Consider the following 15789-nt stretch of genomic DNA (forward strand, 5'->3'; position numbering starts at 1 on the left):
ATTCCTCACAGCCCGATCGCGGGCGCGTTGTCCGGGGATGTTCGTCGAGCGTTTGCGTGTTCAGTTGCGGACCGGTCGGCGGGCTCGCGGTTAGGAGCGACTTGTTCGACGGCGGTCGGGGCACGTCGTGTGCGGTCGACTTCGTAGGTGGTGCGGGCGAGGTCGTGACCGATCTTCTTGGCGACGAACTCTTCAACGTCGGTGCTCTGCCCGTCGCGCTCGCTCGTGTAGGGGTGGACGTATCCCTCGGCGACGAAGCTGTCGCCCTTGGCGAATCGTTCATGGGCTCGCTCGGCGGTGGCACGGAACGCGACGAGATCGTGGAACGTCGGCTCTAGCCGGGTGAATGTCCCATCGGCTTCTCGGCGGAAGTGTTCCTGCCCGATCCGTGCGTAGAACCTCGCCTCACCCTTGGACGTGTAGTTGAGCTGCGGATCGGACGCGATGAAGCCCGAGATGGACTGCTGAGTACGGATAGCCATCGGGCTCTCCTCCTGGTGTTCGTGGCGACCGCCGGTGCGAGGTCGCTCGTATAAGGCAGGTGCACAGCAACGCCCAGGCGCGCTTTCGTCAGGAGCCGGCTGGGCGTCGTAGCCGCGCCTCGATGCCGGCCCGCTCCTCTTTGAGTTGGGCGCTATCAGGGCGCGAGGTCCAGGCCCGCAAGTCGGTGATGATTGGTGGCGCGGAGCGGAGCAGGGTGACGCCGGTGCCGAACGGCAAGGTGCGTATGCGGTCCGGCGGAAGGATCGGCACTCGGCGGATGGAGCGCTGGTTCGAGCGGCTGCCGTGGTCGCCGAGGGTCACGCTGTCGGTGTATTCGTCGCGTTCGCCGATGAGCGTGGAGAGGTCTTGGAGGTCACGAGAGTTGGAGGCGCCGCCAAGGATGATCTTCACGATGGACGCGTCCCAGATCGCACCGGCGGCGTTGTCCGACCATTTGTCCCGAGCTTGGGCCAGTGACTGAAGGACAGGCATAGTGGTGATGCCAGTGCCGCCGCCCTCCGCCATTAGCGTGGGCAGGGACGGTAACGGGGCGAGGTTGCCGATCTCATCGAGTGCGAGCAGCAAGGGTGGGTCGAGGCGTGCGCCGGGTGACCGCGCGGCGATGCGGCGAGCGGTCTCGATGAGGTCTTCAACGAGCGCTGCCACGAGTGCGGCGGATGCGCCGGCTCCGGCGCCGGTAGCGAGGAGATAGAGGGTGCCGCGTTCTCGGATGAACGTCTCGGGGTCGAAGCCTTCGCCGGGTCCGGGTGAGACGGCGTCGAGGACGCGGGGGTCAGCGAGGGCGCCGAGGGCGAGGGCGACGCCCTGCCAGATCGAATCGCGGGTCTTGGGGTCGGAGTCGATCATCGCCCCGAGGGAGTCCGCCCAGCCTGTCGCCGCTTGAGCACTGTTCGTGAGGATCGCGACGGCTTCGGCGGCAGCCGTGGGGTCGAGGGTCCACCGGAACAGTTCTGATGGTGGCCGCTGGTCGAGGGCTGCGGCGTGGAGGAGCGCTTGGAGGGCGGTGCGGGTTTTGCCTTCCCAGAATCCGCCAGATTCGACTCCGCCGGACGAGAGTCCGGTGGCGGCGGCGAGGCCGGTGGCGCGGATCATCGCGGTTAGCGGGTCGTCGCAGCCGCGGATCGGTGACCAACGCATGCCTGCTGGGATGCCTTCGGCGAGGTGCTGGGGGTCGAACACGGCTATCGGGCGTCCGTCACGTTCCCGCGCGCGGAGAGTGGCGGTGAGGTTGTCTGGGCGTGTACTGGTGGTGACGACAGCGCCCGGCGCATCGAGGATGGCATTGATGACGAGGTGGAGGCCTTTGCCAGAGCGGGGTGGCCCGATGAGCAGGATTGAGTCCTCGACGCTGGCCCAAACATCTCGCCCCTTGGACGTGCCGATCCGGTAGCCCACATCGCCAGGGGCGGGTCTGTCGAGGGAGGGGCGGAGCGTAGATGCCCGGCGGAGAAGCGCCTTGGCTGAGGCAGCCTTGGTGACGTCGTGGGCGGTGGCGGTGCCGATCAGACGCCGCGGGTCGGCGTCGACCTTTCGGGTATGCCGTCGAAACCGGACCCACACCCAGGTCCCTGCGGTGGCGAGGCTCGCGAGCAGGATTACGGTCGTACCCCAGTACACGATCGGACTGAGGCTGTGGGCGCCCAGCGCAGTGGCCGGGTCGCCCGGATTGGCGAGCACCGCCAATCCGGATGCTAGCCCCGATGCGGGTTGCGGCGTGCCGGAGAGGAACGCTGCCACGCTTCCGGCGGCACGCAGAATGAGCGCGACGCCGAAGATCCCCACCAACCCGATGAGTGCGGCGTTGGTCAGCTCATCGCCCACCGACCCACCCTGACGTTGCTGGGATGGGTTCATGGCAGCCGCCGAACGTGAACGGTGCCGGAGATTCGCCCGAGGAGCACAACCTCGCCGGTGCCGTCGCGTAGGACGGGGTCGAGGTGAGTCTTGTCGAGAAGGGTGCGGGCGCGGCCGGTCCAGGCGGCATCGGTGTGGGAAGCGATGACGGCGACGGCAACGTCCTCGCCCGGCACGTACCCGTCCGCTGTCACCTCGATCAGCTCGGGCGTTCGCGTCCTCGTGGCGTGCTTGCCGCCTTGTTTCCCCGACTCGGGTGCTGCCGGTCCTGGCGTGATGCGCCGGCGGGTGCGGATGATGTCGGTGAACACGCTCCCGTCGGTCTCACGGACTTCGATGCGTACTGCGGTCGCCCGGGCTTCGCTGATGGCATCCAGCAGGGTTCCGAAACTGCTTCGCGTCCACGCCTGCCCGTCGGTCGGCGGCGGGAATGCGGTTCCGTCGACAGTGACGTCCAGTTCGCCATCGTCAGTGACGGTGACGACCGCGCGCGGAAGCGCGATCGGGGTCTGCTCGGGTTCCTGCCAGGTCGAACGGCGGAGGGGCTTGCGGTGCATCACTTCACCCCCTGCGTGAGCCTGGAGCTGGTGTCGAACAACTCCAGCTCGGCGGGATGCAGTTGGTGTTGGGTCACGAAGGCCCGGTCCTTGATCCGCCACAGTCCTTGCCCGACACCTAACGAGGGGAGAAGCTTCTGCTCGGTGCCAGTGAGCCCGAGGGCCTGTGCCGTGGGGCCGAGCTGGTCGGATTCCTGCCGGTAGACGATCCTGGTCTCGGCATTCGCTAGCAGCGAGTTCGCCAAGGACCGCATCGCGGAGCCGGCATCGCCGACGTTGTCGAGGTCGCTCAGCTTGTGGAAGATCAGCATGTTCGCGATTCCGTAATGCCTAGCCAGCCGCCAGTGCGCGTCCATCCTGCGCAACAGTGCCGGATGGGACATGAGCCGCCACGCCTCGTCGTAGATGACCCAGCGTTGCCCGCCGTTGGGGTCCAACAAGGCGGATTCCATCCACGCCGAAGAGCACGTCATCAGCACGGAGATCAGGGTGCTGTTCTCGGTGACACGGGACAGGTCCAGGCTGATCATCGGAAGGGACGGGTCGAATGTCACTGTGGACGGGCCATCGAACAAGCCGGCGAGGTCACCGGCGACCAGGCGGCGCAGGGCGTGGCCGGCGAGCCGTCCGTCATCTGCCAACCGGTCGTCGACATCGGCAGTAGGGCGGAGGATGCGGTCAACGACCATGGGCAGGATCGGCACGGTGTTCTCCCGCACCGTCTGCGTGAGTGCCAGGTCGATCGCGGTGTGCTCCAACGGCGTCAACCCGCGAGCCAGGACCGTCTCAGCCAGTGACCCAATCAAGTCGCGGCGGCGGGACGCAACGGTGATCGCCCATTGCTCATTGGACAGACCGGAGGGCCGGTGGCCCTCGTCGAGCGGGTTCAGGCGGGTGTTGAGTCCGTGGCCCAGGACGATCGCCCGACCACCGACGGCCTCCGCGACCGCGGTGTGCTCGCCCTTCGGATCGCCCGGAACGTACACCCGGCGGCCGAACGGAATGCTCCGCGTGTAGAGCGACTTCGCGAGGCTGGACTTGCCAGAACCGACGATCCCCGCGAGCACCACGTTCGGTGCGGTAATGATGCCTCGGGCGTAGAGCACCCAGGGGTCGTACACAAACGACCCTCCCGAGTAGAGGTCTTGCCCGACGAACACCCCGTCGGCGCCGAGCCCACCTTCCGCGACGAACGGATACGCCCCCGCCAACGTCGCAGAGGTGTCCTGATGCCGAGGCAGACGGAACCTGCCAGGGGAGCGCAGCGCTGCCGGGCCGGGCTCACCCGCGGCAGGCAGGTAGGCGGTGGCTCGTCGTTCGGCGCGCTCGGCCTCCGCTTTCGCCTTCACTTCGGCGATCTCGGTACGGCGCTGTTCAGCCTGGAGGTGGGCGGCGGCCTGCCGGCGCTGCTTACGGAGCCGGCGGCGCTCGGAGGCTGGCGCGACGAGTACGGAGGTGTGCAATTGCTCGCGTTCGTTCACAGCGACAGCTCCCGCCCAACAGAGGCGGTCCCGCCGGCAGGACCGGCGAACCAGTCCCGATCCGCCACCGGCGACGTCCGCGTCGCCTCGCGACGGTGCGTTGCACTCGATCCAGCCAGCGGCGGATCAGGCGGAACCGGGAGCGCGCGTAGCAGGCTTACGTGCCCCATCGCTCCGTTCGAAGTGAGGATGTAGTCCCCATCGGCAACCACACGGTCCAGCGGCCCCGCCGGGGGCTCCTCGTAGACGTACCCGTTCTCCATCGCGGCTGAGGTGGTCTCGTCGCCGTAGTCGAATCTCTTCAGGTGTTCGATCGCCGCGTCCGTGCCGTCCCGGTCGATCAGGTCGAGCACCCCATCGGCGTCTTCGCCTTGGAGGAACACGACAGAGACCCACCGCCGCGCGGCGGGCTCGCTCAGCGGCGCTCCTTCGAGGGCGGGTTCGGGGTGCCAGGCGATCTTTCCCGAGTGACCGAACGCTGCATCGAGCCGGTCGTGCACCTGATCCAGCAGAGTGCCCGCCTGGTGCAGCTCATCCGCAGAGGTCAGGGCACTTTCTGCTCCGGCAGCGTGATTGCCGGAGTCGTCGTGGGCGCGTTCGCGGTGGGTCAGATGAGCGTCCGCGAGCTGATCGAGGACCTGTCGCAGCGACCGCACTCCGGAGATCACATCACCGAAAACGGCGTACGTGTCGGCGGGGTTGTCGAAGGTCCGGCTGGCGTGGGCGAGGCCGCGCAGCGCTTCTGATGCATCGGCGGCATCTGCGAGTGGATCGTTGAATGTCGGCATTGCGAGTCTCCTTGGCATGTGGCGTGTCAAGCAGGTGCGCGGTGATGAGCCAAGGGTGTCCGTGGTCGGGCGTAGCGTGGCTACGAGTGGACGCAATGGAGCGAGGGGGAGTCAGATGAGCGCGAGTCAGTACCGGGGTCAGCTTGAACGGAAACGCAAGCAGCGGATCGAGGCCGAGAAGAAGGCCGGTGAGTATCGGACGAAGGAGTCCAAGAAACGTGCCGAGGCTGCCAAGGCCCGACAGTCCGCTTCGAAGACCAAGAGCGAGACGACTGCGAAGAGCAAGCTTCGCGAAGCTGATCGCAAGGACCAGGAAGCCGAAACCGCCGGTAAGGAAGCCGGCCGGTGAGCCTGTCAAGTTGTTTGTGTAAGCGGGTGTCGTCTCGGTCATCAGAGGTATGGGTTGATTCGGTCGGGGAAGGCGATGGCGAGTTGGGCCAGGGCCTGCTTCCAGTTCGTGGTGATCTGGCCTTCGATCAGTTTCGGTGGGGCCTTGCGCTCTGAGGCTGGCTTGCCGCGTTCTCTGGCTCGCTCGCGGGCGCGTTTGTCCTCGATGTTGCAGATCGCGAGCCAGAGCAGTTTCACCACGGCGGCGTCGTTGGGGAAGTGCCCACGGTTCTTGGTGACCTTGCGCAGCTGGTAGTTCAGCGACTCGATGCTGTTGGTCGTGTAGATGACCCGGCGGACCGCTGGCGGGAACCCTAGGAACGGGGTGAACCGCTCCCAGGCGTTCTCGAACGCCGCAACGGTGTGTGGGTTCGTCGTGCCCAACGGCGAGGCGGCGAATGCCTCCAGCGCAGCCTTCGCCGCTTCGGCGTCAGCGGCTTGGTAGATCGGCTTCAACGCTGCGGCGACGGCCTTGCGTTGGCCCCAGTTCACGAACCGCATCGAGGTGCGGATGAGGTGGACCACGCAGGTTTGGACCAGCGAGTCGGGCCAGGTGGCTTCGATCGCTTCGGGGAAGCCGGTCAGTCCGTCGCAGCACACGATCAGCACGTCTTTGATGCCGCGGTTGGCGAGTTCAGCGCAGACACTGGCCCAGAACTTCGCGCCCTCGGTGGCCTGGATCCAGATCCCCAGCACGTGCTTGACGCCGTCCATGTCGACGCCGACAGCGATGTGTGCCGCCTTGTTGCGGACGTGGCCGCCGTCGCGGATCTTGACCACGATCGCGTCGAGGTAGATCACCGGATAGAACGCCTCCAGCGGGCGGCGCTGCCAGGTGAGGACCTCCTCGGAGATCTCATCGACGATCTTGGAGATCGTCTCGTAACTGATCTCGGTGCCGATCGTCGTCACGAGGTGATGCTCGATGTCGCGCAGCGTCATCCCGCCGGCATAGAGCGAGACGATCATGTCGTCCAAGCCGCCGAGGCGCCGTGATCCAACCGGCACCAGCCGCGGGGTGAACGACCCGTCGCGGTCTCGAGGGACCGCCAACTCGATGTCCCCAGCCTGCGAAGCCACCGTCTTGGCATACGAGCCGTTGCGTGAATTCGGATGTAACACCGCTTCGGCATCGCCCTTCTCATAGCCCAGATGGTCACTGAGCTCAGCCTGCAGACCGCGCTCGAGCCCGGTCTTGATCAACTGCTGGATCAGCCCATCAGAGCCCCCGAGCTCCACTTCACCAGCATCGATCTTGTCGAAAAGGTCATCGAGAACACCCGACTCCGTAAGCCGTCGAGCACCCTCGGCCTGCACTCGTCGACGCTCCTCACGAGCGTCCCTATCCATCATGGTCATCAGTGTCGTCCTTACGTAAGGAGATGACACCCCTTACACAAACCATCTGACAGGACCCGGCCGGTTGCAGTCGAAGGCCGCCGGGTACTCGAAAGAAGAGTCAGCATTGCTGACCAAGCTGACGCGAGCCGAGCAGTCTGAGGCAGATGCCGCGGAGCGCCGCCGTAAACGCGAACAGCAGCAGGCGGACCGGCGGACTGCCGCCGATCGGGCAACACTGGAGTCACGAATCAGTGGAACCGAATCAGCCGTCGACCAGGTTCTTCGCCAGCTTCCTTCCCCAAAACCGGAAAAACTTCGGGTACTGATTCTCGGGGCATCCTCGGAAGGAGACCTCCGAGTGGGAAGGGAACAGAAACGCATCCGGGCGGCCGTCGAATCCGCTTTGCACCGCGATCAGATCGAACTCGACGTCCGTCCGGCGGCGACCACCCATGACCTCCTCGACGGAATTACCAAGTTCCGCCCCCACGTGGTGCACTTCTCAGGCCATAGCAACGAGGACCTCATCGTGTTCGAGGACGAGCGGGACGCGCCGCACACCGGCGTGATCGTCACGGCCCGCGCGTTTGCCAACGCCATCCGCGCCACCGATGAGCCGCCGCTGCTGGTGCTGTTGAACTCCTGCAAGTCCGCAGCCCAGATCGATGACCTGGTGGACCAGGTCGTGCCGTTCGCGATCGGCATGGCCGACAGCATCGACGATGCCGACGCGATCAACTACGCGGCCCAGTTCTACGCCGCTATCGCCAATGGGCAGTCGGTCAACTCAGCCCACCTGGCCGGACAGGTCCGTCTCGAACTCGACGGACTGGACAGTGCCGATCTGCCCACGCTGGCGTGGGCAGCCGATGTCGACCCGACAACAACCATCCTCGTCAGGCCCACCGACCCCGCCTGAGCTTCACACGGTCCGGCATAGCGGCAGTGCGGCGGCCGTGAATGCGGCGGCCTGCTGACCGACGAGCGGTCTGGTCTCGCAGGAGGCTTGGATCGCTGCCTGTTCAATAGCCGCGACCGCGGCCTCCAGCTCGTCGACGGTGGGGGCCGAGACGCTGATGAGACCGGTGTAGCGCAGTACCCCGTGGCCCGCGGTGAGGTCGGCTTCCTGCTGGAGAACGTCCTGGTATTCGGCAGTGAGGGCGGCGTCCTCGATCTGGCCGATCTTTGCCCGCTGAGCGGCGTCGCTGATGTGCTCGACCTTCTTCTTGCGGATGTCCCGGGCAGCTTGGTCCGAGCGCATCGGAGTGCAGATCAGTGAGAAGCTGCGTTTGATGCCGGTGGACAGCAGCACCGGCGACAGGAATCCGGGATAGACCATCGAGCGGGGCCACTCACTGATCCACAGTGTCGTGTGGTGGGCGGAGTCGGTGCGCAAGCGTGTCCAGGACTCGTTGACTGCGACCGGGCCGGCGGTGGCGAGGTTCTGTCCCAGCTCGCCGTGACGTTCGAGGGTGGCGGCGATCGCCGGGTCGTAGGCACCGCGGAGGATGACGGCGATTTGTCCGGGGGTGAGCCATCTGGACGGTGTGAGGTCGGCGGAGCGCAGCGCTGCAACGAGGGTGGACATCTCCTGGCGGAGTACGGCCGCGCCGCCGCGGATGCCGCCCCCGGCGGTCCTGATCTGCCGGGCGGCGGCTTTCATGTCCAGTGAGAGAGACAGGGTGGTGGCGTGTCGTTCTCCGGCGGGCCCGGCGCGGTCAATGAGTTCGGCGTAGGTGGTCGCGGCCCAGGAGTCGTTGGAGATCCCGTGGGAGGCCCACCATTCGGCAAGCCCGGTCCCGGAGTCCGGAAGAGTGCGTTCGAGTACTTGCAGGGTCGCGATCCGTCCCGACCGGCAGACCGTCGCCAGGACGCGCCCCCAGGAGGTGACGCGGCGTTCCTGCTCGCCCGGGTCGAGGAGCACGAACGCGGGATGGCTGACTTCGCAGACGACGGTAAGGGTCTGCTGGTGGGGGTCGTGAATCATCCCGGCATTCGTGTCGGGGTCGGTGTATTCGCGGAGCCGCGCCGTGTCACCAGGCAGGGCGAGAGTGCCGACCGGGCGTGGTGTCACCACGCGCCGCCGGTAGAGGAGCTGCCCGCCGGTGGAACGCCACAGCCACCAGAACGCGACCGGTAGCCATTCGACAGCGGGGCGTCCGGCGATAGGTGTCCAGGTCAGGGCGGCGGCAAGGACCCAGACGGGTGCGGTGTAGGCGAGGAGAATGCCGCCGCCGGCGTACAGTGCGCCGACGATGCTCAGGATGCCGGTGGCCAAGGTGATGAGCTGGGACAGAGACAGGCCCAGCAGCACTCCCCGGCGGGTGAGGCGGGAGAACTTCACTGGTACCAGTTCCGACGACATGGCGCGCTCGTTCTTGGTCGTCATGGTTCTCACTCCTTCCCGGTCGGCTTCGGAGCCGGAGATGGGGTCTGTTTCGGTGCGGACGGTGTCTTGGGCGCCGGGGTGGATGGCGGGGGTGTCTGTGACGGTGGGGGTGTGCTGCCTGCCTGGGAGGCGGAGTCGGCGGCGGTCTCGCCGTGCCCGCCGAGCGCGGCGCCGGCTTTGGGCCCGGCGGTAGCTGCATCTTTGGCGACCTTCGCTCCGATCACTGCCGCTGCGACTGGGCCTGCTGCCGCAGCACCCGCACCGGCGGAGCTGCCGCCCGCGGCGGCAGCCTTCCCGGCTCCGGCTCCGGCAACGCCACCAGGGTCCTGGGGTGCCGTGTCCTTCGGTGGCGGCGGGGTCTTTCCACCCCCACCGCCTCTGGAGTTGTTGCCGCCGTCGAGAATCTTCTTTGGGTCGCCGCCCTGTGGCTTCGACGGTGTAGGGATGGGCCGGTTGAGGGCGTTTTTCGCGTCCTGCTCGGACCCGATCGCGTGGTACATGTCGAAGCCCACAAAGGACAGGAACTTGTACGTCAGGTAGGGAGCGAACGCGGCCATCGCCATCAGCACGATCCCGGCGATCGGATCGGCGACGGAAGATAGATCCCCGTCGATCGGCGCGGAGACTTGGGTGATGGCGACGAGGAACATGACGACCAGGACGAGCTTGGAGACGATCAGGGCGATGACGAACATCGCCCATTTGCTGATCCACCCCTTCGTGGCGTCCCATGACGCACCGGAGAACGCCAGCGGCGCGAGAACGATCGCGACCAGCAGGAGGGCTTTGCGGACGAGGAGGGAGAGCCACACGATGGCGGCGGCGGCGATGGCGAGGCCGGCGAGGAAGATCGTGATGATCGCCCCGACCCCGGGGGCGGCGATGTTGATCCCGACCAGTCCCGCAGCCAAGAGCGTGATCTTGTCTCCCATCGACTCGGTGGTCTCGCCGGCGGCTTGGACGATGCCGATGCAGAGCTGATCGACGATCTCCAAGAGCAACGCGGTCAGGGTGATGACGACGAACGATCCGAGGACGGATTTCGCCAGGCCCAGTGCCGCCCGGGACAGGGCGGTCGGATCTCGACGGATGAGGCCGGTGATGAGTTGGAGGCAGAAGAAGATCAGCATCACGAACACGGCGATGCCGAACAGGATGTTGTAGACCGCCACATACTCCGGCCGCGTGATATCGACCAGGGTGGTGGTGTCGAACACGGTCCAGACGGCCTCGAACAGCCAGCCCGCGGCGGCGCCCATCGCGGAGGCGAGCCAGTCGAACGGTGCAGCCACGAGGGACGCGGCGGCTTCGCCGGCCGTGTCGCAGACGGACGAGATGATGGGGACATCGCACACACCCACCGCAATCACTCCTCACACATAGGGTTCGAGTCGGGTGGGTGGGGTCAGACCTGCTGGCCGACGTTCCAGAAGAAGTTGATGAGCGTCACCGACGCTCCGCAGATCACTGCCGCACCGCAGGAGACGAGGACGCCGACCTTTCCCCGTCCGGCGAGGTGAGGGTTGGAGGAGTTCGCGCCGAAGCCCCACACGATCGCCGAGATGATCAGCGCCAGGACGGACAGGATCAGGCCGACGGTCATGACGGCGCCGACGATGGTGCGGAGCTGTGCGATACCGGGCAGGCCGTCGCTGTTGGGATCGATGTTGATGTCCATCGGCATGAGCGCGGGCAGGGCGGTGATGAGATCGAACACGGTGGGCCTCCTGACGAATGACCTCCGCCCCTCGGCGGAGAACATGGATGGGTTCGTCGGTCAGGTGCGCGGCCCAACCCGTGAAGCCGCGAACACGACAGGTTCGGGACGTGGGCGGCAGGGCGTCGTCAGAGTTGCTGGCCGAGGGTGATGAGCCAGTTCATCCACGCGACCCCGCCGCCGGCCACGACTGTGGTCGCGAGGGCGGTCCACGCGCCGATGCGTGCCTTGGACGCAGCGGTGTGGTTGCCGTTGGCGGTAGCGATGGCCCAGATGATGGCGGAGACGATCAGCATCAACACGGCGGTGATGAGCACGAACGTCAGTAGTGCGCCGATTACTTCGCGTAGGTCGCCGATGCCGCTCAGGCCCTCGAAGTCGGGGAACACGTCCATGGTCGTCAGCTTCCGGCCCGGACGGTGACGTGGAGGTGGTCGATGTGACGGGTGGTGATATCGGTGCCGTGGGTGTAGTCGCGCCATCCTTCGGCGTCTCGGGCCAGGGACCAGATCTTGTTCTGCCAGATCAGGTACTCGACGCCGAGGCTTTCGGCGTGGTCCTTCATCCAGTTGGTGACCTGCCATCCGGCCTCGAGCTGCGGGGGAGTGGGTGGGGTGCCGATGGCGTTGCCGAACGTGAGATCGCACGCCCGCCCCAGAGGGTGTTCGGAAACGGTGCCCGGACGTGGCGAGTAGCAGGACCACGAGGTCTCCGGGAACGCTGCGGTGGCCTGGGTGTGGAGGTTCAGGAGGCGGGCGGTGATTTGCCCGCCGGTGGTGGGGTCGTCGACCATTCGGTCTGGGTCGCCATCGACCGGTTCCGGGTCGCCGCCGGGTGTTCCGGTGGCGGGGTCGCAGCCGGCGGGTGCGCCGGTTGCAGGCTCGGGCAGGTCGGCGGCGTTGTGGGCGTTGAGCCAGGCTGCCGGGTCGGTGTGCTGGCCGTTGGTGCCGCCGTCACGGACCTCGAAGTGCAGATGTGGGCCGGTGGAGTTGCCGGCGGAGCCGACGTCGCCGATGTGCTGTCCGGCGGTCACGGTGTCGCCGGCGGTGACGTGGATGCCGGTCTCCCACATGTGCGCATACGCCGTTGCGACGACTGCTCCGTCGATGTGGTGTTCGATGACGACGAGTCCGCCGTAGCCGCCGGAGAACTCGGCGACGGTCACGGTTCCGTCTGCCGCGGCGAGGATGGGAGTGCCGTCGGGGGCGGCGAAGTCAGCACCGGTATGGAACGAGTTCTCCCCGCTGATCGGGTGGACCCGGGGCCCGTAGTCCGAGGAGGGAACCCAGGTGCCCTCCGGCAGCGGGAACACCACCCGCGACGACTCCGCCGCGGTCATCACTAGTGGCGCTACTGTGCCGCCGGTCGAAGTGCCCGCAGTGGTCGTGGTGGTGGTGAGGGTGGTCAGGATGGTCTCGGCGACGGGCTCGTAGTTGCGGTACCGGTCGGGGTAAGCAGATACCTCGACGGCCTGGGCGGCTTCGCCCTTGTCCATCGACTCCCAGCCGGGGATGTCCAGCAGCCCTCGGGGACTGGGGTAGTTCGGGCCGTGTGGTCCTCCGAAGAACGCCCGCGCCTGATAGGTGGGGTCCATGAGGTCGGCGACCGTGCCCCACCCGGACTGTGGCCGCATCTGGAACAGGCCCAGCGAGTCGTGGTCGGAGCCGTCACCGTCGTTGGGGTAGTTCCCGGACTCGGGGTAGCTGCCCGTGTTGGCGAGCATGCGCAGGGTGGATTCGGTGAGCGCGGCCATCAGCGCGATCTGGAGCCCGTCCCGGGTAACCCCGTCGATGCTCGCGCCGGTCTCGATGATCGTTGCGGCGTGGGTGAGTTGCTGGTTGTTGAGGGTGAAGGTCTCTCCGTTCGCGGTGGTCACGGTCAGCGACTCGGGGATCTCGCCGATCGTGATGTCCTTCCCGGGCAGGGTGCACGCGGCTGTGGAGGCAGGGTTCATCAGGGCCCCGATCCCGACCAACGCGAACGACGGACCGAGCAGGATTAGAGCGAGAGCGGCAGTGACGAGCTTCTTCACGAGTGATTCCCCCCGGCCCTATCGGAGGGGGTTGTCGAGCTGGGAGAGCCGCAGCAGATGGCAGGTGTCGTAGGTCGGGCCGCAGACGATGAACACCGTGAACGTCACCGGATGTTCGGAGGCGACCGGTTCGTTGTTCCAGAGGCCAGAGCGGTGGCGGGTGCCCTCGATTGTGTAGGCGGTCGTTCCCGCAGCGAGCTGTCCCGGGTGAGCCTGGCCGATGGCGGTGTCCCAGGCATCGGGGACGAACAGGGTGTCGATGGTGAGGTGCTGGGTCGTGGCGTACTGGCGCAGCTCGACCCACGCTTCCCGGGTGGGCAGGTAGGTGGCGATGTCGGAGGCAAGCCCGGCTTGCTCGGCGCCAGTGGGGTCGCCGACAGCAAGGAGAACTGAGGTGTAGTCCAGGGGCATGAATCCGGACGCGGTGTCCCAGGCGAACAGGGCGGTTGCAACGTTGCGGGCGAAGGTCTCCGGATCGTCCGACCCGGCTACGACGGGCAGGTGTGGTGTCGCAGTCGGCGCCGGGGCGGTAGGTGTCGTGGCGATTGGCCCAGGACCGGTCGAGCCGCTGTCGGTGCCTGCTGGCGTGGGTGGTCCGGTGATCAGGCCGTAGACGCCGACACCGGCCAGCACGAGAACCGCCGCGACTGCGGCGAGCACGGCGATCCACCGGCGACGGATACGGGGGTCAGTGAGGTCGGGTGTCTTCATGCCCCGTAGGTGCACTACCGGAACCCAGCGGCGCGGAGTAGTCAGAGGGCGCGCAGGTGACCGCCGACGGGCGCGAGGTCGCCGCTGGTCTGTCTGTCGTGGGCGGCACGCAGCTCGTCTGCGAACCGGCCAGTCCCGGCGACAGTGTCCAGGAAGGACTCAATCTGTTCGTCGCTGAGTTCGGCGGCGAGATGATCGGCGTCGTAGTGGGTCCACCAGTCGACCAGTTCGCCCCAGGTGAGCACGAACGCCCGTACCGGATACCGCACTGGCTCACCACCTCCATCGGAGGGCGGGATGGGGCGGGGTGTGTGTTTCTTCGTCTTGCTGTTCTTGGCTCGGGCGAGTGCGTCGGAGGCGAGTTGGTGCAGGTCAGTCTCGCGCTGATCTTGAGCGGTGGTCGCGGTGGCGCGGACGGATTCGTATATGGGATGCACCGGTGCGCCGGCATCGATGCGTGCCAACTCAGCGGTGACGTGCGCGCGGAGTTCGGTCGGTTGGGCGGGGTCGGCGGCGATCTGCTCCAGGTAGCCGATCTTGTCGAGGGTCTTGTAGGAGGCCCCGCCCGGGATCATCGCCGCGGCCTGCTCGCGGGTCTTGCCGCGAGGGCCGGGTGACGGTGGTGGAAATTTTCCACCACCGTCAGCTCCCGGCTGGTGGTCGCTGCTGAACATGGTTGCTGCTTGTCGCCGTTCGGCGTCTTCGGCCATCAGGGTTTTCAATTCCCGGTAGAGGGCGGCGGCCTCGGTCTGCGTCAGTGGCTTGTGCAGCGCGTTGTCGTCCTGTTCGGCCAGGAGATGTCCGAGGCGGTCGGATATTCCGGAGCGGACCCACACGTTGACTTTCTTCCATCCGAGACGTGTGATTGCCGCCAGTCGGCGTGCACCGCACACCAGCATCCCATCGGGGGTGATCGTGATGGGTTGCAGGAGCCCGTCGCGCTCAATAGACGCAGCAAGTTCATCGATGTCGCCCAGCTCGGTGCGATGCCGGCGTCCGACCCGAATCGAGGCGACCGTCCGCTCCAACTCGATGAACCCCGATGGCGCTCTCACCGCGACCCACCCCCGCCAGGTTCGCGAGGTGCGGCGAGAGAGACGGCGAGGACGAGGTCGTCATCACGCAGCAGCACCGCGACGGGCTCGCCGATCAGCAGCCGTAGCAGCACGCCCCGCCCGGCAGCGGTCGCGGCATAGGCCGGGTGGGGATTGCCCAGCGCCGCTTTCAATAGGGCAGTCCAAGAGGTCCGGGGGATGTCGAGCTGGGCGCGAGCGTGCTTGTCGCGTCGCAGCGCCTCGTAGGTGGCCTGGCGGGTGCCAGCCCTGGTCAGTGCCCCGCAGACGTGTTCGATCCCGGCTCGCGCGGTCGACGGCGGCCAGTCCAGCAGGGTGAAGAACGCGATGGCATCCTCTACCGCAGCCGACGCCGAGGTGGACGCCCCCGCCGAGGGCTCGTCCTCATCCTGGCTCTTGCCGTCGCCGGTTGGCGTTGGATCGGTGACGTGGAACGCGGGATCGTAGTCGATCAGGGGATTGTCGCGGTCGCTGAACCGTTCCGGGTCATGGAACGCCGACACATGCGGGCGTCGTGCCTGATGCACTGAGCACAGCAAGCCTTGGGCACGTTCCTCGAAGATGCAGGTGATCCGTACCGCATGAGTGACCACCGCCCACGGATCGATCGCGGTCCGGGCGGCCCGGGTGCGCATCACGTCGAACGCTGCGGACGCGGCCTCCCACGGGTCCAACCCGTGCTTGCGCGCCAAGGGCGCGTACTTCTCGGCTACGAATACCATCAGCTCCGCTGCCATTGGGTCGCGTCGCCATCCGCCCGGCCCTGAGTCGTGGAGCCGGTGCAGCAGGACCCGTAGGCCTTCGCTGGTTGTGTAGTCCTCGACGCTCTTGGTCGGGCGCTTGGTGGTGGTGTGCGTGTTCTCGGTCATGGTCAGGGCACCTCCTGACACACAGGTGCGCACGCGTCCCCAGCAGACGTCATCGGCGACGTGTTGGTGCTGGGGGCGCGCATCGT

16 protein-coding genes are annotated in these 15789 nt (G+C 66.8%); 2 read left to right on the forward strand and 14 right to left on the reverse strand.

Going from position 1 to position 15789, the window contains the following annotated elements; translation table 11 throughout:
• Positions 1-5: 5 nt before the first annotated feature.
• The 5 genes from Q0D75_RS05910 to Q0D75_RS05930 form a co-directional block, all read right to left on the reverse strand.
• A complete protein-coding gene (locus Q0D75_RS05910) occupies positions 6-482 on the reverse strand; it encodes a single-stranded DNA-binding protein (protein ID WP_159906754.1) in 477 nt (158 codons plus the stop codon).
• Between the two features lie 88 nt (positions 483-570).
• A complete protein-coding gene (locus Q0D75_RS05915; RefSeq protein ID WP_159906756.1) occupies positions 571-2358 on the reverse strand; it encodes a type IV secretory system conjugative DNA transfer family protein in 1788 nt (595 codons plus the stop codon).
• The gene (locus Q0D75_RS05920; RefSeq protein ID WP_159910173.1) at positions 2355-2915 is read right to left on the reverse strand and encodes a hypothetical protein; all 561 of its coding nucleotides are present in this window, start codon (positions 2913-2915) and stop codon (positions 2355-2357) included. Before Q0D75_RS05920 ends, Q0D75_RS05915 begins: the two co-directional genes overlap by 4 nt.
• Entirely contained in the window at positions 2915-4396 is a 1482-nt protein-coding gene (locus Q0D75_RS05925; RefSeq protein ID WP_159906758.1) for an ATP-binding protein, read from the reverse strand. Before Q0D75_RS05925 ends, Q0D75_RS05920 begins: the two co-directional genes overlap by 1 nt.
• Positions 4393-5184, reverse strand: a complete 792-nt coding sequence (locus Q0D75_RS05930; RefSeq protein WP_159906760.1) for a hypothetical protein — start codon at positions 5182-5184, stop codon at positions 4393-4395. Before Q0D75_RS05930 ends, Q0D75_RS05925 begins: the two co-directional genes overlap by 4 nt.
• A gap of 115 nt (positions 5185-5299) precedes the next feature.
• On the opposite strand from Q0D75_RS05930, the gene Q0D75_RS05935 reads away from it, so the two are divergent.
• A complete protein-coding gene (locus tag Q0D75_RS05935; protein ID WP_291050413.1) occupies positions 5300-5533 on the forward strand; it encodes a hypothetical protein in 234 nt (77 codons plus the stop codon).
• 41 nt (positions 5534-5574) lie between these two features.
• On the opposite strand, the gene Q0D75_RS05940 is transcribed toward Q0D75_RS05935, so the two are convergent.
• On the reverse strand, positions 5575-6924 hold the full coding sequence (locus tag Q0D75_RS05940; protein ID WP_291050500.1) for an IS256 family transposase: 1350 nt from the start codon (positions 6922-6924) through the stop codon (positions 5575-5577).
• Between the two features lie 112 nt (positions 6925-7036).
• On the opposite strand from Q0D75_RS05940, the gene Q0D75_RS05945 reads away from it, so the two are divergent.
• Complete coding sequence (locus Q0D75_RS05945; protein ID WP_291050415.1) at positions 7037-7831, forward strand: CHAT domain-containing protein; 795 nt, start codon at positions 7037-7039, stop codon at positions 7829-7831.
• Positions 7832-7834: 3 nt separating this feature from the next.
• Here Q0D75_RS05945 and Q0D75_RS05950 read toward each other — a convergent pair whose 3' ends face one another.
• The 8 genes from Q0D75_RS05950 to Q0D75_RS05985 form a co-directional block, all read right to left on the reverse strand.
• A complete protein-coding gene (locus Q0D75_RS05950; RefSeq protein WP_159906764.1) occupies positions 7835-9301 on the reverse strand; it encodes an SCO6880 family protein in 1467 nt (488 codons plus the stop codon).
• Positions 9302-9306: 5 nt separating this feature from the next.
• Positions 9307-10662: a conjugal transfer protein TrbL gene (locus Q0D75_RS05955; RefSeq protein WP_159906766.1), complete on the reverse strand. Its 1356-nt coding sequence runs from the start codon at positions 10660-10662 to the stop codon at positions 9307-9309.
• A 44-nt stretch (positions 10663-10706) separates the two neighbouring features.
• Positions 10707-11018: a DUF6112 family protein gene (locus tag Q0D75_RS05960; RefSeq protein WP_120773564.1), complete on the reverse strand. Its 312-nt coding sequence runs from the start codon at positions 11016-11018 to the stop codon at positions 10707-10709.
• Between the two features lie 128 nt (positions 11019-11146).
• Complete coding sequence (locus tag Q0D75_RS05965; RefSeq protein WP_159906768.1) at positions 11147-11413, reverse strand: DUF6112 family protein; 267 nt, start codon at positions 11411-11413, stop codon at positions 11147-11149.
• A gap of 5 nt (positions 11414-11418) precedes the next feature.
• Positions 11419-13050, reverse strand: coding sequence for a M23 family metallopeptidase (locus Q0D75_RS05970; RefSeq protein ID WP_159906770.1), 1632 nt, complete (start codon positions 13048-13050; stop codon positions 11419-11421).
• An 18-nt stretch (positions 13051-13068) separates the two neighbouring features.
• Positions 13069-13761, reverse strand: coding sequence for a hypothetical protein (locus tag Q0D75_RS05975; protein WP_159906772.1), 693 nt, complete (start codon positions 13759-13761; stop codon positions 13069-13071).
• Between the two features lie 41 nt (positions 13762-13802).
• Positions 13803-14816 (reverse strand): ParB N-terminal domain-containing protein, encoded by a 1014-nt coding sequence (locus tag Q0D75_RS05980; protein WP_159906774.1) that lies wholly within the window; start codon positions 14814-14816, stop codon positions 13803-13805.
• Complete coding sequence (locus tag Q0D75_RS05985; RefSeq protein ID WP_159906776.1) at positions 14813-15703, reverse strand: hypothetical protein; 891 nt, start codon at positions 15701-15703, stop codon at positions 14813-14815. Before Q0D75_RS05985 ends, Q0D75_RS05980 begins: the two co-directional genes overlap by 4 nt.
• Between the last annotated feature and the right edge of the window lie 86 nt (positions 15704-15789).

The organism is Herbiconiux sp., from assembly GCF_023264855.1.
Classification (GTDB): domain Bacteria; phylum Actinomycetota; class Actinomycetes; order Actinomycetales; family Microbacteriaceae; genus Herbiconiux.

Bases quoted from the DNA above. Each gene is read 5' to 3' on its own strand.
- Q0D75_RS05910 (WP_159906754.1), bottom strand. From the start codon at position 482: ATGGCTATCCGTACTCAGCAGTCCATCTCGGGCTTCATCGCGTCCGAT.
- Q0D75_RS05915 (WP_159906756.1), bottom strand. From the start codon at position 2,358: ATGAACCCATCCCAGCAACGTCAGGGTGGGTCGGTGGGCGATGAGCTG.
- Q0D75_RS05920 (WP_159910173.1), bottom strand. From the start codon at position 2,915: ATGCACCGCAAGCCCCTCCGCCGTTCGACCTGGCAGGAACCCGAGCAG.
- Q0D75_RS05930 (WP_159906760.1), bottom strand. From the start codon at position 5,184: ATGCCGACATTCAACGATCCACTCGCAGATGCCGCCGATGCATCAGAA.
- Q0D75_RS05935 (WP_291050413.1), top strand. From the start codon at position 5,300: ATGAGCGCGAGTCAGTACCGGGGTCAGCTTGAACGGAAACGCAAGCAG.
- Q0D75_RS05940 (WP_291050500.1), bottom strand. From the start codon at position 6,924: ATGATGGATAGGGACGCTCGTGAGGAGCGTCGACGAGTGCAGGCCGAG.
- Q0D75_RS05950 (WP_159906764.1), bottom strand. From the start codon at position 9,301: ATGACGACCAAGAACGAGCGCGCCATGTCGTCGGAACTGGTACCAGTG.
- Q0D75_RS05965 (WP_159906768.1), bottom strand. From the start codon at position 11,413: ATGGACGTGTTCCCCGACTTCGAGGGCCTGAGCGGCATCGGCGACCTA.
- Q0D75_RS05975 (WP_159906772.1), bottom strand. From the start codon at position 13,761: ATGAAGACACCCGACCTCACTGACCCCCGTATCCGTCGCCGGTGGATC.
- Q0D75_RS05985 (WP_159906776.1), bottom strand. From the start codon at position 15,703: ATGACCGAGAACACGCACACCACCACCAAGCGCCCGACCAAGAGCGTC.